The sequence below is a fragment of the Dinoroseobacter sp. PD6 genome (assembly GCF_028807315.1).
GTDB lineage: Bacteria > Pseudomonadota > Alphaproteobacteria > Rhodobacterales > Rhodobacteraceae > Dinoroseobacter > Dinoroseobacter shibae.
This window is the reverse complement of sequence record NZ_JARAMN010000002.1, coordinates 147075-161113: the sequence shown is the minus strand read 5'-3', so window position 1 is coordinate 161113 and position 14039 is coordinate 147075. Positions and strand designations below refer to the sequence as shown.

Here is a 14039-nt window from a genome sequence, read left to right as displayed (position 1 = left end):
GGGGCGCGCGCTTACATATGCGCGTCGCTGAGGGTTGCGCCCACTTCCTTGTAATAGCGCAGGGCCCCCGGGTGGATCTGCGTGGTAATGTTGGACAGCATGTCCACCGACACCCCGTCCCACCACTTGGCATCGCCCGCCATCTCGGCCTTGGTCTCCCAATAGGTCTTGGTGAGCTGATAGGCGGTCTCTTCGTCCATCTTCGTGGTCGTGTAGGCAACCACCGGAAGCGACGTGGTGTCGATGTCAGCCTCCTGCCCGGCATAGGTGCCCGCCGGGATGGTCAGGGCGGTGCGCCCGGTCTCCGCGATCTGCTCGGGGCTGAGCGACAGCACCGTCACCCCCGTGGAGGCCGCCGCCTCGATCACGTTTGGCGCCGGATAGGAGCCCGCGGTCACGAACCCGTCGATCTGGCCGTTTTTCAGCGCGTTGACCGCGTTGGACAGCTCGCTATCGGCAATGGTGACCTTGCCCTCCAGCCCGAAGAGGCCGAGGTATTTCTCGCCCTCCCGCGCCCCGAACGAGCCGCTGCCGAGCAGGATGGTCTTGCCCTCCATCTCGGCGAAGCTGGTGACACCACTGGCCTCGGACATCACGAAATGCATGGTCAGGGACGGGATCGGAAATAATGCGCGGATCTCGTCGAAGGCCGGGCTCCCTTTGCCCTCGAACATGGCGGCCCCCCGCTGGGCCAGACCGATCAGCGCGGGCGGGGTGGTGAACACGTAGTCGCCGCCGCGCGCGCGCACCTCCATCACGTTCTGCACCGAGCCCTGGCTTTCCTCGACCGTGACCGAGATCGCGCCATCGGTGCCCGCCTTCATCGCCTCGGAGATCTGCACCGCCATCTGGTAATAGGACGAGCCCGCCTTGGCGGATTTATAGGTGATCCGGGTCTCGGCCCCGGCGGCGGTGCCCATGGCGCAGGCTGCAACGGCAGCCGCGACCACGAAGGGTTTCAGAAACGTCATGACAGTCCTCCCAAACTGGTTCGCGGCGAGCCTACGCACCCGCGCGCGGAGCGCAAGCCGAAGAATCCCGGCGCCCTGCTCCGTGCCTTGATCCCTGCCCTGCATCGCCGCGACAGGCGCCGTTACTCCCGTGCCTTTTTTGTCATGTCCAGTGCGATCAGCGAAGGGATGATACCATCCATCATCTGCTCTGGCGCCATGGGCCCGTATTCATTCGCGCCCACCTTGAAGGTCACCCCCACCCGGTCCCCCGGCACATCGCGCATGGTGATCGCGAAATCGTCGGTATAGATGATCAGCCTGTCGGCAATCAGCGCCCGCAACTCCGCCTTGCGCGCCTCCGGCACCTGGTCCCGCCCCCAATCGACCGTGACCCGGATCGCCAACGCCTCCGCATCGCCTTCGAATTCGACAAGCTGTTCCTTTGTCAGCCCGAGCGGACGCAAGGTCGGGTTCTGGGTCACGAAATACAGCAGGAAAGCCCCGATCGCGGGCAGCGCCGCACACAGGATGATCACGCTGAGCAGAATGTAGCGGCGACTGGAATCCATGTAGGACGCTTTCAAAAACCCTTTGCCGCGAAGGTTCCATATTCGGTTTTACAATTCGTGAAGCGCCGTGTTCAAACCCCTAGGGAAATGAAAAGGAGCCTTCGCCATGAGCAAGAGCCTCAAACGGGTGGTCGCGGCCTTGCAGGCCGCCGGGCTGGACGGCACGGTGCTGGAGATGGGGACCGAGACCCGCACCGCGCAGCAGGCGGCCGACGCGGCAGGCTGCGCCCTGGACCAGATCGCCAAATCGATCATCTTCCGCGACGAGGGCAGCGGTGCGGCGGTGCTCTTTCTGACCGCTGGCGGCAACCAGGTCGATGCGGCCAAAGCCAGTGCGGTGGCGGGCGCGCCCCTGGGCAAGGCGGATGCCACCCTGATCCGGGCCCAGACCGGGTTCGCCATCGGCGGCGTGTCGCCCGTGGGCCATCTGACCCCGATCCGCGCCTGGTGCGACCCACGGCTCATGGCGTTCGACACGGTCTATGGCGCGGCGGGCACCCCGCGCCATATCTTCCCCATCGCGCCACCGGAATTGCTGCGGCTGTCGGGGGCAGTTCTGGCGGATTTCACCGGATAACAACGCCAAACCTCCGGATTCCGCCGAAGTAAATTATTTTAACATTGCCTCTTGTCACCGGCCCGGCCCGCGCCCATCTGCTGTGATGTGAAGCGAATTCACATTAACGCACACCAAGATTGGAGCACCCACATGAGCACCGTTGCAACCTGGCCTTCTCAAGCAGAGATGTGGCTCGACCGCAAAGGGAAGCCCGCATGGATCGTCGCAATGGTCCTCGGCTTCATCTTCTTCTGGCCCATCGGCCTCGCCCTTCTCGCCTACATGATCTGGGGAAAGAAAATGTTCAAATCGCAAAGCACCTGCAAATCCTACAGCCTGACCCATGGCTTCAAATCCTCGGGCAACACCGCGTTCGACGCCTACAAGGCCGACACCCTGCGCCGCCTGCAGGACGAACAGGAAGCCTTCGAAGCCTTCCTCGACCGGCTCCGGGCGGCCAAAGACAAGTCCGAGTTCGACCAGTTCATGAAAGACCGCGCACGCATGGCCCAGGACACCCCGAAACCCGACACCGACGGGCCCGCCCCCGCCGGCGCCTGATCCCTTGCCCTGCCCGGCTTGTCCGGGCGGGGCAGCCTGCCTATCTGAACCCCATAGCTGACAAAGGTCCCCCCCGCGATGTCCACCGCCCTGCCCGATCCCTATGCCAATGCCGAGATGTATGCGGATGTGCCCACCAAGCGCCTGATCGCCTGGTGTGTGGACTTCCTGGCGATCGCGGCGATGACGGTGGTGCTGGTGCCGATCACCCTGTTCACGGCACTGTTCTACCTGCCGTTCCTGGCGCTGATGGTCAGCTTTCTCTACCGCTGGACGACCCTGACCATGGGCGGCGCGACCTGGGGGATGCGCTTTGCCAGCATCGAGATCCGCGACGCCCGGGGCGCCCGCCCCGACATGCTGACCGCGCTGCTTCATACCTTGGGCTATCACGTTTCAGTGGCGATCTTCCCACTGCAACTCGTCTCCATCGCGCTGATGCTGATGAGCGAGCGGAAACAGGGACTAACCGACCATATCCTCGGGACTGTTGCCTTGAACCGGCGCAGCCGGCTCTGAAACGAACTGATGACTTGGCGGGCGGCAAATCCCTTGCTACCGTCCGCTTAAGTCTTGAATTCGGAAACCCATGCGTCACACCCTTCCTCTCGCGCCACAATTCTATGTGACGGCGCCGCAGCCATGCCCGTACATCGACGGGCGCATGGAGCGGAAGCTGTTCACCGCCCTGCAAGGGGAGTTCGCCGAGACCCTGAACGATTCCCTGTCCAAGCAGGGGTTCCGGCGCTCCCAGAACGTGCTCTACCGGCCCAGCTGCGCCGATTGCACCGCGTGCCTGTCGGCGCGGATCGACGTCTCGGCCTTCACTCCGTCCCGCTCCCAGCGGCGCACGCTGAAGCGCAACGCGGGGATGGAGCGAGAGGCGACCTCGCCCTGGGCGACCGAGGATCAGTACAGCCTGTTCCGCAAATACCTGGACGCGCGGCATGCCGAAGGCGGCATGGCGGACATGGACATCTTCGAGTTCGCCGCGATGATCGAGGAAACGCCCGTGCGCTCCCGCGTGGTTGAATACCGCCAGAGCGCCGAGGCCGCACCCAACCGCAAGCGCGCGCCGCGCAACCTCGCCGGGGTATGCCTGACCGACGTGCTCGATGACGGGCTGTCCATGGTGTATTCGTTCTACGACCCGGACCTCGTGCGCCAGTCCCTCGGCACCTTCATGGTCCTCGACCACGTGGAGATCGCGCGCGAGGCGGGCCTGCCCTATGTCTATCTCGGCTACTGGGTGCCCGGCAGTCCCAAGATGGGCTACAAGGCCAGTTTCTCGGGGCTGGAGATCTACAAGAATGGTGAATGGCAGCCCATCGGCGACCCCGAAAGCCACAGCCGCGATACCCACCCGCTGAACGTGGACCCGATCGCCGAGCAGGTCGCCAAGATCAACCTGCCCGACACCCTGCCGACGGACCGCAGGAAAGGCTGACACCCAAACGGGCGCGCGGTATCTCTACCCCGCCCCGGTGCCGCCGACCCCAACCGTTCGAGGAACGCAGCAGCCCGGCGATCCAGGCAGCCGACCCGACCCGTCAGAGGTAATTGGCCCGGCTCAGACCGTATTTCGCCATCTTCTCGTTGAGGGTCCGGCGGGGCAGGCACAGCTCTTCCATCACCGCCGCGATCGACCCCTTGTGGCGGCGCATGGTGTTGTCGATCAGCATCCGCTCGAACGCCTCGACATATTCCTTCAGCGGCTTGCCCTCGGTGGTGATCGCAGGCCCCATCTCCGCATTGTCCGCCATCAGCAGCGAGGTGATCGACCCGGACCCGCGCCGGTTCTGCAGCACCGCGCGCTCGGCCACGTTGATCAGCTGCCGCACATTCCCCGGCCAGGGCGCCTGCAACAGTTGCGCGGCCTCCTGCGCGGCCACTTGCGGCGCGTCGCAGCCGTATTCTTCGCAGAACATGTCCGCGTAGTGCGAGAACAGCGTGAGGATATCCTCCCCGCGCTGGCGCAGGGGCGGCAGGGTGATCCGCATGGCCGCAAGCCTGTAGAACAGGTCCGGACGCAGGCGATCCTCGATCGTCTTGCCATCCTCGGCTAGGTTGCAGATCGCGATGATCCGGGTCTCGATGCCCGCGCTGGTGTCGTTGAGCTGACCGAGCAGCCGCGCCTGCACCTCCGAAGGCATCGCCTCGATATCCTCCAGGCACAGGGTGCCGCTGCGGGCCTGCTCCACCAGCGGCAGGGGCATCCCCTCCTCCGCCGGGCCGAAAAGCCGCTTCTCCAGATCGTCCACCGCGGCACAGCTCTGCACCACGAAGGGCTTGCCCGCCCGCGGCCCCACCGCGTGCAGCGCATGGGCCACCAGCGTCTTGCCCGTGCCCGTTTCTCCGTCGATCAGCACATGCCCGTCCGCCTGTCCGAGATCGAGGATATCCTCGCGCAGCCGCGCCATGGCCGGCGAGGCCCCGATCAGCTTGCGCATCAGCACCGTGCCATCGCCCAGCTCTCGCCGCAGGGCGCGGTTCTCCAGGGTCAGGCGCCGGGTATCGCTGGCGCGTTTCGCCAGCGCACTCATCCGGTCGGGATTGAACGGCTTTTCCAGGAAATCGAACGCCCCGAGGCGCATCGCCTCCACCGCCATGGGCACATCGCCATGGCCGGTGATCATAATCACCGGCAGGGCGCTGTCCATGCTCATCAACCGCTTGAGCAGCGCCATGCCGTCCATGCCCGGCATCTTGATGTCCGACAACACGATCCCGGGATACCCGGCCTCGATCCCCTTGAGGGCCTCCTCGGCGCTGGCATAGGTTTCGGTGTCATAGCCGGACAGCGCAAGCCACTGGCTGATCGACTGGCGCATGTCCTGTTCGTCATCGACGATGGCGATTTTCATGGCCTTGGGCATCTGGTGTCTCCTCGACTGTCTTGGCGGCTATTCTGCGGCTTGGCTGTCCGCCGTCCAGAGGGGTAATCGCATCTCGAACACCGCCCCGCGCGAGGTCCGGTTGCGCGCCATCAACCGCCCCCCGTGGTCCGACACGATCCCCGAGGAAATGGCAAGGCCCAGCCCGACCCCGTCGCCCGGCCGCTTGGTGGTGTAGAACGGCTCGAAGATCTGCTCGAAATCCGTGATGCCCGGACCGTTGTCGCGCACCGACAGCCGCGCGGTCTCGCCCGTGGTCAGGTCGATCTCGACCACCGGGTTGGGCGTGCCGGCCGTGGCATCCATCGCATTGCGCAGCAGGTTGACGATCACCTGTTCCAGCCGGATCCGGTCCCCCATCACCAGAACCGGCTGTTTGGGCATGTTTCTTTCAATATTTACAAACTCTTGCTTGATCTGCGGCTCCATGATCGCCAGCGCCGCCGAGAGCGCCTCGCGCAGATCCACGATCTGGAACGCATCCTCGCCCTTGCGCGCAAAGGACTTCAGCTGCCGCGTGATCTTGCCCATCCGGTCGATCAGATCGTCGATCCGGGCGAAAGAGCTCAGCGACTCGTCCGGCCGCTTGCGCTGCAACAACAGCCGCGCGCCCGCCAGATAGGTATTCATCGCCGCCAGCGGCTGGTTCAACTCGTGGCTGACCGCGGCCGACATCTCCCCCAGCGCGGCGAGCTTTTGGCTCTGCGCGAGGGTCTGTTCGGCCTGCTCCAGGGTCTTCTCCACCCGCTCCCGCTCGGCGATTTCCTGCTGCAGCCGCTCGTTCAGAAGGCGAAGTTCTGCCGACTCCCGCTGGAAGATCGCCGAGGTCGACACCGCCCGGCGACTCAGCAGGTAGAAGCCGAGCGCGATCAGGATGGCGAAGGTCATGATCTCCAGCGCGAGAACCGCGTTCACCCGCTCCCGCACCGAGGAATAGGTGACGAAGGAATAGAGCCGCCAGCCCCGGAACGGCACGAGCATCTCCAGCTCCAACACCGCCTCGCCCAACAGGTACGTCTCCGGCGCGCGCCCGGTCCATTCTCCCGTGGCCTGGATCGCGCGCGAAATCGCCGTGGGCGCCGATTGCGCATCCAGCGCCTCGGCCAGCGTGCGGCTCCGCCAGCGCGGCTCGGTCGCGAGGATCACCTTGCCCGCGCTGTCGGTGACCATGATCGCATCCGACCCGCCGGACCAGCGCGTCTCCAGCTTGCGCAGATCGACCTCCACCACCATCACGCCGAGCACGCGCTGATCGAACTCGATCAGGCGCGAGAAGGCGAAATCCAGCCGCCCGGACTCGGTCTCGGTAATCGTGAACACCGTCCCGTTGGCGCGCAGGGCTTCGACGAAATAGGGTGCGTTGCGATGCTGGGTGCCCAGTTTCGTGCGATCAGTGGCCGCCACCGTGCGCCCGGACTCGTTCAGAAGCTGCATCGAGGCCGCGCCGATCTCCTCGCGCAGCGAGATCAGGCGCTGCGACGTGGCGAGATGGTCATCATTGCTCAGGGCGCTGATGATGACCGGGTCCCGCGACAACAGCAGCGGCACCACCGAATTGCGCTGCAACTCCGACACGATGGCGTTGGAATAAAGCGACAGGCGCAGCTCGGCCCGGTTGCGCGTCGTCTCGGTGAAGCGGTCGGTCAGCCAGATGTTCGTGACCCAGACCACCGCGACCGCGACCAGCGCCAAGACCACGGCAACGCCGCGCGCCACCATATTGGCACGGGACAAGGCACTCGAAGGATCGACGCGCGGCTCCGCCATGGTTCAGGAATACGCCGGTTGCCCTGCGCTCACAAGCACAGGCAGGCCCCGGCGGGCGGCGCGCCGCCGATGCTCAGGCCGGCGCCAGCGCGTCCAGCAGACCCGAGAACAGCCGCGCTCCGTCGGTCCCGCCATGGAGCGGCTCGAAGGCGCGCTCCGGATGGGGCATCATGCCCAGAACGCGGCGGTTTTCCGACACGATCCCCGCGATGTCCCGGTCCGACCCGTTGGGATTGTCCACATAGCGAAACGCGACACGCCCCTCGCCCTCCAGCCGGTCGAGCGTGTCGGCATCGGCGCGGTAATTGCCGTCATGGTGGGCGATGGGTACGGTGATCTCTTCCCCGACCTCATAGGCGGCGGTGAAGGGTGTCTGCGTGGTCTCGACCCGCAAGGTGACGGGGCGGCAGATATACTTCAACGACGCGTTGCGCATCAGCACCCCGGGCAGCATCCCGGTCTCGCACAGCACCTGGAACCCGTTGCAGATGCCCAGAACCGGCCCGCCGGTCTCGGCGAAGCCCTTGACCGCGCGCGCGATGGGCGACTGGGCCGCAATCGCCCCGCAGCGCAGGTAATCGCCGAAGGAAAACCCCCCCGGCACGCCGACAATGTCGATGCCCGAGGGCAGCGCGGTGTCCTTGTGCCAGACCATGACCGGATCGACCCCGGTGGTCTTGCGGAAGGCCTCGGCCAGGTCCCGGTCGCAATTCGATCCGGGAAAGACGATGATGGCGGCTTTCATGGCGGCGCTCCCTCAGCTCTGGAAATCGGTGATCACGGCCACCCCCGGCGGGGTCGGACCGTTGAAGGCGCGCAGTTCGGCCGAGGTGCCCGACAGCCCGATCTCGCGGGCGATGAGCGGCGACATGTCCACCCGCCCGGTCTCGATCAGGCTCAGCAGCGAAGGGTAGCGCCACGACGGCATCCCCCGCGTGCCGTAAACCGCCAGGTTGCCCTGATAGATCGCGGACATGTTGATCTCCATCCGCGCGGTGTGGCCCGTGGGCAGGCCCACCTGCACATGCCGTCCCAGGGGCCGCAGACATTCGAGCGAAGCATTCACCGTCTCGGGAATGCCCAGCGCCTCGATCGCCACATGGGCACCGCCGCCAGTGATCTGCTTGATGCGCGCGGCCACGTCGCCCTCGCGGGCGTTCAGCGTCACTTCGGCGCCGTGCTGCGCGGCATGGGTCAGCTTCTCGTCGACCACATCCACCGCGATCACCCGCGCGCCCAGCGCATTGGCCAGGATCACCGAGGACAGGCCGATCCCGCCCGTGCCATGCACCGCGACCCATTCCGCGCCCTGCACCGCCGCCCGCCCGGTCAGCGCATGCCACGCGGTCGTCACCCGGCATCCCAGCCCCGCAGCCACCGTGGGCGACAGGCTGTCGGGCAGTCGCGACAGGTTGTGATCGAAGGGCACCGCCACGTATTCGGCAAAGGCACCCGGCTCGACAAAGCCCGGCAGGCGCTGGTTGGGGCAGGTGTTTTGGGCCCCCGCCTGGCAGGACGGGCAGGACCCGCAGGCCAGGATGAAAGGCGCCACCACCCGGTCGCCCGGCTTGAAGGCCGCCCGCGGCCCGGCCTCGATCACCTCGCCGCAATACTCGTGCCCGCCGATCTGGCCCGGCTTGACCCGCGGATGCTCCCCGACCCAGCCATGCCAGTCGGACCGGCACACGCCGCAGGCCAGAACCTTGAGCACGACACCGTCTTCGGGGCAGACCGGCTCGGGCACATCCTCGAGGACCAGATCCTCGTTATAGGCCCGCAGAACCGCCGCCCGCATCAGCCGAGCTCCACGCGGTAGCTCTCGATCACCGTGTTGGCGAGCAGTTTCTCGCACATCTCGGTGACCGTCGCCTCCGACGTGCCCTCGGCCAGGTCCAGCTCGATCACCTTGCCCTGGCGCACCCCTTCGACCCCGTCGAAACCGAGCGTGCCAAGCGCATGGCGCACCGCCTCGCCTTGCGGGTCCAGAACACCGTCCTTGAGCATGACATAAACGCGGGCTTTCATGGGCGACACTCCGATCCGGACAGGGTTTTCGCCTGCTTTAGCGCGCCGATTGCCCGGGTTCAACCATTCGCGCGGGCACGCATCGCGGCTTAGTTGATCAGCGTGGGCTTCGTCATGGGCGTGGCGTTCTTGGGCAGAACCCCGAGCCGCTGGGCTACCTCGGTATAGGCATCGGCCAGGTTGCCCAGATCGCGCCGGAACACGTCCTTGTCGAGCTTTTGCCCAGTCTTGATGTCCCACAGTCGGCAGCTGTCCGGGCTGATCTCGTCCGCCACGATCAGGCGCTGGTAGTCGCCTTCGAACACCCGGCCGACCTCGATCTTGAAATCCACCAGCTTGATCCCGACGCTCAGCATCACCCCGGACATGAAATCGTTGACCCGCAATGCGAGCGCCACCATGTCATCCAGATCCTGCTGGCTGGCCCATTGGAACGCGATGATATGCTCTTCGCTGACGATGGGATCACCCAGGTCGTCATCCTTGTAGTAGAACTCCACGATAGGCCGCGGCAGGGCCGTGCCCTCGGGGATGCCCAACCGCTTCGAGATGGACCCGGCGGCCGTGTTGCGCACCACGATCTCTATCGGAATGATCTCCACCGCGCGGACAAGCTGCTCGCGCATGTTCAGCCGCTTGATGAAATGAGTCGGTACGCCGATCCCGTTCAGCCCGGTCATGAAGAACTCGCTGAGCCGGTTGTTCAGAACGCCCTTGCCATCGATCGTCGCCCGTTTCTCGGCATTGAAGGCGGTGGCGTCATCCTTGAAATACTGCACGATGGTCCCGGGCTCGGGGCCTTCATACAGGATCTTGGCCTTGCCTTCGTAGATCTTCTTGCGGCGTGCCATGGGATGTCTCCGGTTGGGAACGGGGCCGGGCCAGTCCGTCGGCGGCACGGTGCGCCCGCTATAGGGCAAGGCATGCGATGCTGCAAGTCGCCGCAAGGAAACGCAGGCCCCTTGCAGCCCCCGGGCCCGCGGCGCATATCTGAGGTGAGTATCATCCGGCGCCAGAGGACCAGACATGACCACTTTCGACGATCGCGAAAATGCCTTCGAGGCGAAATATGCCCATGACGCGGAAATGCAGTTCAAGGCCGACGCCCGCCGCAACAAACTGCTGGGGCTCTGGGCGGCGGAGCTGATGGGCAAGACCGGCGAGGATGCCGCCGCCTATGCCCGCGAAGTGATCAAGTCCGATTTCGAGGAAGCCGGGCACGAGGACGTGTTCCGCAAGGTGTCCGGCGACCTGGGCAACCTCGCCGACGAGGCGACGATCCGCGCCAAGATGGCCGAGCTGCTGATCGAGGCCAAGGCCCAGGTGATGAAAGAGGCCTGAGCGCCCCCGCACCCGCACGGCGCCCCCTGCTGCACGACACCGCGCGCGTGCCGGCTGTTGGCGCGACATGCGCCGGCGGCCCGGGCCCCGAAAGGCGTGACCGGGGCACCGGAGGCGCCGATCCGCGCGGCGCGCGCGGGCCGCACCCCCGCGGGGCACGCTCCCCGCGATCATGCGCCACTTCGAAGAAGATTATGAGAATTATGAAATTGCCTCATAACCCGCCCCCGTGCGACAGAGGCGCAAATGGCGGCCGCCCCGGCGGCCCCTATCCCGTTTGAAAGGCTTCCCCCATGGCGCGTGACCCGCTGACCCCCCTTCTGGCCGAGCGTGGCATCCTGCTGACCGACGGGGCCACGGGCACGACCCTGTTCAACATGGGCCTGTCCTCGGGCGATGCGCCGGAGCTTTGGAACACCGATCATCCGGACCGGATCGCGGCGCTCTACCAGGGCGCGGTCGATGCGGGCAGCGACCTGTTTCTGACCAACAGCTTCGGTGGCAACGCCTCGCGGCTGAAACTCCATGCCGCCCAGGACCGGGTGCGGGAGCTGAACCGCCTGGCCGCCGAGATCGGGCGGGGCGTCGCCGACAAGGCCGACCGCAAGGTGCTGGTGGCCGGCTCCATGGGTCCGACAGGCGAGATCATGGCGCCCATGGGCCCGCTTACCCACGACATCGCGGTCGAGATGTTCCATGAACAAGCCGAGGGACTGAAGGAAGGCGGCGCCGACATCCTCTGGGTGGAGACGATCTCCGCTCCCGAGGAATACGCCGCCGCGGCCGAGGCCGCCGCCCGCGCGGACATGCCCTGGTGCGGCACCATGAGCTTCGACACCGCCGGGCGCACCATGATGGGCACCACCTCCGCCACCATGGCCCGCATGGTCGAGAAACTCGCCCACCCGCCCGTGGCTTTCGGGGCCAATTGCGGCGTCGGGGCCTCGGACCTGCTGCGCACCGTGCTGGGCTTTGCCGCCGCGGGCACCGAACGCCCGATCATCGCCAAGGGCAATGCGGGCATCCCGAAATATGTCGACGGGCATATCCACTACGATGGCACGCCGGAGCTGATGGCCCAATACGCCACCCTCGCCCGCGCCTCGGGCGCGTCAGTGATCGGCGGCTGCTGCGGCACCACGTTCGAGCATCTCCGGCACATGCGCGCAGCCCTGGACGCCTCCGCCGCCGACATGCCCCGCCCCTCCCTCGACGAGATCACCGAGGCCCTGGGCGGTTTCTCTTCGGCCGCAGACGGCACCGAGGCCGGGGGCCCCAAGCCGGCCGACCGCCCCCGCCGCAGACGCCGCGCCTCCTGACCGGGCCCTGGCGTCGGTGACGGCGTCGGTCATGTCGCAATCCGCGCAGCCCGCCGCCCGCAACGACGACACTCTCAACCGCAATTTCCGACCTGTCGAGGACATCATGGCAGACGAAGAAGACGATATCATCCTCTCCGAGCTTTCCGATGACGAGCTTGTGCTGCAGATGCATGACGACCTCTATGACGGTCTCAAGGACGAGATCGCCGAGGGCGTCGAGATCCTGCTGGAACGCGGCTGGGCCCCCTACCGGGTCCTGACCGAAGCGCTCGTCGCGGGCATGACCATCGTCGGCAACGACTTCCGCGACGGCATCCTCTTCGTGCCCGAGGTGCTGCTGGCGGCCAACGCGATGAAGGGCGGCATGGCCATCCTCAAGCCGCTGCTGGTGGAAACCGGCGCGCCGCGCATGGGCAAGATGGTGATCGGCACCGTGAAGGGCGACATCCACGACATCGGCAAGAACCTTGTCGCCATGATGATGGAAGGCGCAGGGTTCGAAGTGGTCGATCTCGGCATCAACAACCCGGTGGAGAACTACCTCGAAGCCGCCCAGCGCGAGCAGGCCGATATCGTCGGCATGTCCGCCCTGCTGACCACGACCATGCCCTACATGAAGGTGGTGATCGACACGATGGTCGAGAAAGGCATCCGCGACGACTACATCGTGCTGGTGGGCGGCGCGCCGTTGAACGAGGAATTCGGCAAGGCGATCGGCGCCGACGCCTATTGCCGCGACGCCGCCGTGGCGGTCGAGACCGCCAAGGACTTCATCCTGCGCAAGCACAACCAGCTGGCGGCCAGCTGAGGCCTTCTTTCTGACCGATTGCCCGCCCATATAAGGGGGAACCGGAACAGGAGACCCCATGCCGCTGGACAGATTCGTATTGATGCTGGTGATCGTCGTGGTCGCCGCGGGGGTGACGGTCTTCGTGGCCAGCACCGTGCTCGGCGCGATGCTCAGCCCGGGCCTCGGGCTCGCGGTGATGATCCCGCTGGGGCTCATTGCCTTCGTGGTCTGGCGGGTGATTTCGGACCGGATCGGCAACCGGGAGGACGACCATTATGATCATCTCGAGAAGTGACATCCTGGTCGTGACCACCGAGGCCGTGCCGGGGCGGGAGATCGACCATGCCCTCGGCATGGTCCGCGGTTCCACCGTGCGGGCCAAGCATATCGGCTCGGACATCGTGGCGGGCTTGCGCAACCTGGTGGGCGGCGAGGTGAAGGAATATGCCAGCCTTCTGGCCGGCGCGCGGGAGCAGGCCTATGACCGCATGGTCGAGCAGGCCTTCGAGATGGGCGCCCACGCCATCGTCGCCTGCCGGATGGAAACCTCCACGATCCAGCAGGCCGCCTCGGAGGTGCTGTTTTACGGCACGGCGGTGCGGCTGAAGTGATCCCCGATGACGGCACCCTGACCGAAGAGGGGCTCGCGCCCACGGGCCAGGGCACGGTGCTGCTCATCGCCTGCGGGGCGCTGGCCCATGAGATCCTGGCGCTGAAACAGCTCAACGGCTGGGACCACCTGAGCCTGACCTGCCTGCCGGCCAATCTGCACCTCTACCCCGACCGCATCCCCGACGCGGTGGAGGCGGCGGTGCGCGCCAACCGGGACCGCTACGCCCGGGTGTTCGTGGTCTATGCCGATTGCGGCACCGGCGGGATGCTGCAGGCGCGCTGCGCCGCCCTGGGGGTGGAGATGGTCGCAGGCCCCCATTGCTACAGCTTCTTCGAGGGCAACGACGCCTTCGCCGCCCGGGCGGAGACGGAGTTTACCGCCTTCTACCTCACCGATTTCCTGGTCCGGCAGTTCGATGCGTTCGTGTGGCGGCCCATGGGGCTCGACCGGCACCCGGAGCTCCGCGATGCCTATTTCGGCAACTACACCAAGCTCGTCTACCAGGCCCAGACCGACGATCCCGCCCTGACCGAAAAGGCCCGCGCCTGCGCCGATCGGCTGGGCTTGGCGTTCGAGCGGCGCTTTACCGGCTATGGTGACCTGGCCCCGGCCCTCGCCCGGGCCTGAGCGGCGCGCGACGGGCCG

At 66.2% G+C, this 14039-nt stretch carries 18 protein-coding genes; 10 read left to right on the top strand and 8 right to left on the bottom strand.

Features of this window, described 5'->3' with window-relative positions; genetic code table 11:
* Positions 1–11 precede the first annotated feature (11 nt).
* Both PVW48_RS04195 and PVW48_RS04190 read right to left on the bottom strand, forming a co-directional pair.
* Positions 12–971, bottom strand: a complete 960-nt coding sequence (locus PVW48_RS04195; RefSeq protein ID WP_274580428.1) for a TAXI family TRAP transporter solute-binding subunit — start codon at positions 969–971, stop codon at positions 12–14.
* 122 nt (positions 972–1093) lie between these two features.
* On the bottom strand, positions 1094–1522 hold the full coding sequence (locus PVW48_RS04190) for a hypothetical protein (RefSeq protein ID WP_012177759.1): 429 nt from the start codon (positions 1520–1522) through the stop codon (positions 1094–1096).
* 106 nt (positions 1523–1628) lie between these two features.
* On the opposite strand from PVW48_RS04190, the gene PVW48_RS04185 reads away from it, so the two are divergent.
* From PVW48_RS04185 to PVW48_RS04170, 4 genes are all read left to right on the top strand, one after another.
* Positions 1629–2099, top strand: a complete 471-nt coding sequence (locus tag PVW48_RS04185) for a YbaK/EbsC family protein (protein ID WP_274580427.1) — start codon at positions 1629–1631, stop codon at positions 2097–2099.
* Positions 2100–2231: 132 nt separating this feature from the next.
* Positions 2232–2642 (top strand): DUF2852 domain-containing protein, encoded by a 411-nt coding sequence (locus PVW48_RS04180; protein WP_274580426.1) that lies wholly within the window; start codon positions 2232–2234, stop codon positions 2640–2642.
* Between the two features lie 78 nt (positions 2643–2720).
* On the top strand, positions 2721–3161 hold the full coding sequence (locus PVW48_RS04175) for an RDD family protein (RefSeq protein WP_012177756.1): 441 nt from the start codon (positions 2721–2723) through the stop codon (positions 3159–3161).
* A gap of 70 nt (positions 3162–3231) precedes the next feature.
* Positions 3232–4089, top strand: a complete 858-nt coding sequence (locus PVW48_RS04170) for an arginyltransferase (RefSeq protein WP_274580424.1) — start codon at positions 3232–3234, stop codon at positions 4087–4089.
* 103 nt (positions 4090–4192) lie between these two features.
* On the opposite strand, the gene PVW48_RS04165 is transcribed toward PVW48_RS04170, so the two are convergent.
* The 6 genes from PVW48_RS04165 to purC all read right to left on the bottom strand — a co-directional run bounded on the left by PVW48_RS04165 (position 4193) and on the right by purC (position 10179).
* Entirely contained in the window at positions 4193–5518 is a 1326-nt protein-coding gene (locus tag PVW48_RS04165) for a sigma-54-dependent transcriptional regulator (protein WP_012177754.1), read from the bottom strand.
* Positions 5519–5545: 27 nt separating this feature from the next.
* Entirely contained in the window at positions 5546–7255 is a 1710-nt protein-coding gene (locus PVW48_RS04160; protein WP_274580651.1) for a sensor histidine kinase, read from the bottom strand.
* Between the two features lie 121 nt (positions 7256–7376).
* The gene (purQ, locus tag PVW48_RS04155) at positions 7377–8048 is read right to left on the bottom strand and encodes a phosphoribosylformylglycinamidine synthase subunit PurQ (protein WP_274580423.1); all 672 of its coding nucleotides are present in this window, start codon (positions 8046–8048) and stop codon (positions 7377–7379) included.
* A 12-nt stretch (positions 8049–8060) separates the two neighbouring features.
* Positions 8061–9098, bottom strand: coding sequence for a zinc-dependent alcohol dehydrogenase family protein (locus PVW48_RS04150; protein WP_012177751.1), 1038 nt, complete (start codon positions 9096–9098; stop codon positions 8061–8063).
* On the bottom strand, positions 9098–9328 hold the full coding sequence (purS, locus tag PVW48_RS04145) for a phosphoribosylformylglycinamidine synthase subunit PurS (protein ID WP_012177750.1): 231 nt from the start codon (positions 9326–9328) through the stop codon (positions 9098–9100). Before purS ends, PVW48_RS04150 begins: the two co-directional genes overlap by 1 nt.
* A gap of 89 nt (positions 9329–9417) precedes the next feature.
* Complete coding sequence (gene purC, locus PVW48_RS04140; protein WP_274580421.1) at positions 9418–10179, bottom strand: phosphoribosylaminoimidazolesuccinocarboxamide synthase; 762 nt, start codon at positions 10177–10179, stop codon at positions 9418–9420.
* A gap of 175 nt (positions 10180–10354) precedes the next feature.
* On the opposite strand from purC, the gene PVW48_RS04135 reads away from it, so the two are divergent.
* The 6 genes from PVW48_RS04135 to PVW48_RS04110 all read left to right on the top strand — a co-directional run bounded on the left by PVW48_RS04135 (position 10355) and on the right by PVW48_RS04110 (position 14021).
* Positions 10355–10669 (top strand): DUF1476 domain-containing protein, encoded by a 315-nt coding sequence (locus tag PVW48_RS04135; protein WP_012177748.1) that lies wholly within the window; start codon positions 10355–10357, stop codon positions 10667–10669.
* A gap of 293 nt (positions 10670–10962) precedes the next feature.
* Positions 10963–11988, top strand: coding sequence for a betaine--homocysteine S-methyltransferase (bmt, locus tag PVW48_RS04130; RefSeq protein WP_274580420.1), 1026 nt, complete (start codon positions 10963–10965; stop codon positions 11986–11988).
* Positions 11989–12094: 106 nt separating this feature from the next.
* Positions 12095–12799, top strand: coding sequence for a corrinoid protein (locus tag PVW48_RS04125; protein ID WP_044028438.1), 705 nt, complete (start codon positions 12095–12097; stop codon positions 12797–12799).
* A gap of 58 nt (positions 12800–12857) precedes the next feature.
* A complete protein-coding gene (locus PVW48_RS04120) occupies positions 12858–13076 on the top strand; it encodes a hypothetical protein (protein ID WP_012177745.1) in 219 nt (72 codons plus the stop codon).
* Positions 13057–13392, top strand: a complete 336-nt coding sequence (locus PVW48_RS04115; RefSeq protein WP_012177744.1) for a YbjQ family protein — start codon at positions 13057–13059, stop codon at positions 13390–13392. The genes PVW48_RS04120 and PVW48_RS04115 overlap by 20 nt, the downstream gene beginning before the upstream one ends.
* Entirely contained in the window at positions 13389–14021 is a 633-nt protein-coding gene (locus PVW48_RS04110; RefSeq protein WP_274580419.1) for a DUF1638 domain-containing protein, read from the top strand. The genes PVW48_RS04115 and PVW48_RS04110 overlap by 4 nt, the downstream gene beginning before the upstream one ends.
* The last annotated feature ends 18 nt before the right edge of the window (positions 14022–14039 follow it).

Excerpts from the sequence above, each read along its gene's own strand:
- PVW48_RS04195 (WP_274580428.1), bottom strand. The coding sequence starts at position 971 with ATGACGTTTCTGAAACCCTTCGTGGTCGCGGCTGCCGTTGCAGCCTGC.
- PVW48_RS04190 (WP_012177759.1), bottom strand. The coding sequence starts at position 1,522 with ATGGATTCCAGTCGCCGCTACATTCTGCTCAGCGTGATCATCCTGTGT.
- PVW48_RS04185 (WP_274580427.1), top strand. The coding sequence starts at position 1,629 with ATGAGCAAGAGCCTCAAACGGGTGGTCGCGGCCTTGCAGGCCGCCGGG.
- PVW48_RS04180 (WP_274580426.1), top strand. The coding sequence starts at position 2,232 with ATGAGCACCGTTGCAACCTGGCCTTCTCAAGCAGAGATGTGGCTCGAC.
- PVW48_RS04175 (WP_012177756.1), top strand. The coding sequence starts at position 2,721 with ATGTCCACCGCCCTGCCCGATCCCTATGCCAATGCCGAGATGTATGCG.
- PVW48_RS04170 (WP_274580424.1), top strand. The coding sequence starts at position 3,232 with ATGCGTCACACCCTTCCTCTCGCGCCACAATTCTATGTGACGGCGCCG.
- PVW48_RS04165 (WP_012177754.1), bottom strand. The coding sequence starts at position 5,518 with ATGCCCAAGGCCATGAAAATCGCCATCGTCGATGACGAACAGGACATG.
- PVW48_RS04160 (WP_274580651.1), bottom strand. The coding sequence starts at position 7,255 with ATGGTGGCGCGCGGCGTTGCCGTGGTCTTGGCGCTGGTCGCGGTCGCG.
- purQ (WP_274580423.1), bottom strand. The coding sequence starts at position 8,048 with ATGAAAGCCGCCATCATCGTCTTTCCCGGATCGAATTGCGACCGGGAC.
- PVW48_RS04150 (WP_012177751.1), bottom strand. The coding sequence starts at position 9,098 with ATGCGGGCGGCGGTTCTGCGGGCCTATAACGAGGATCTGGTCCTCGAG.
- purS (WP_012177750.1), bottom strand. The coding sequence starts at position 9,328 with ATGAAAGCCCGCGTTTATGTCATGCTCAAGGACGGTGTTCTGGACCCG.
- purC (WP_274580421.1), bottom strand. The coding sequence starts at position 10,179 with ATGGCACGCCGCAAGAAGATCTACGAAGGCAAGGCCAAGATCCTGTAT.
- PVW48_RS04135 (WP_012177748.1), top strand. The coding sequence starts at position 10,355 with ATGACCACTTTCGACGATCGCGAAAATGCCTTCGAGGCGAAATATGCC.
- bmt (WP_274580420.1), top strand. The coding sequence starts at position 10,963 with ATGGCGCGTGACCCGCTGACCCCCCTTCTGGCCGAGCGTGGCATCCTG.
- PVW48_RS04125 (WP_044028438.1), top strand. The coding sequence starts at position 12,095 with ATGGCAGACGAAGAAGACGATATCATCCTCTCCGAGCTTTCCGATGAC.
- PVW48_RS04120 (WP_012177745.1), top strand. The coding sequence starts at position 12,858 with ATGCCGCTGGACAGATTCGTATTGATGCTGGTGATCGTCGTGGTCGCC.
- PVW48_RS04115 (WP_012177744.1), top strand. The coding sequence starts at position 13,057 with ATGATCATCTCGAGAAGTGACATCCTGGTCGTGACCACCGAGGCCGTG.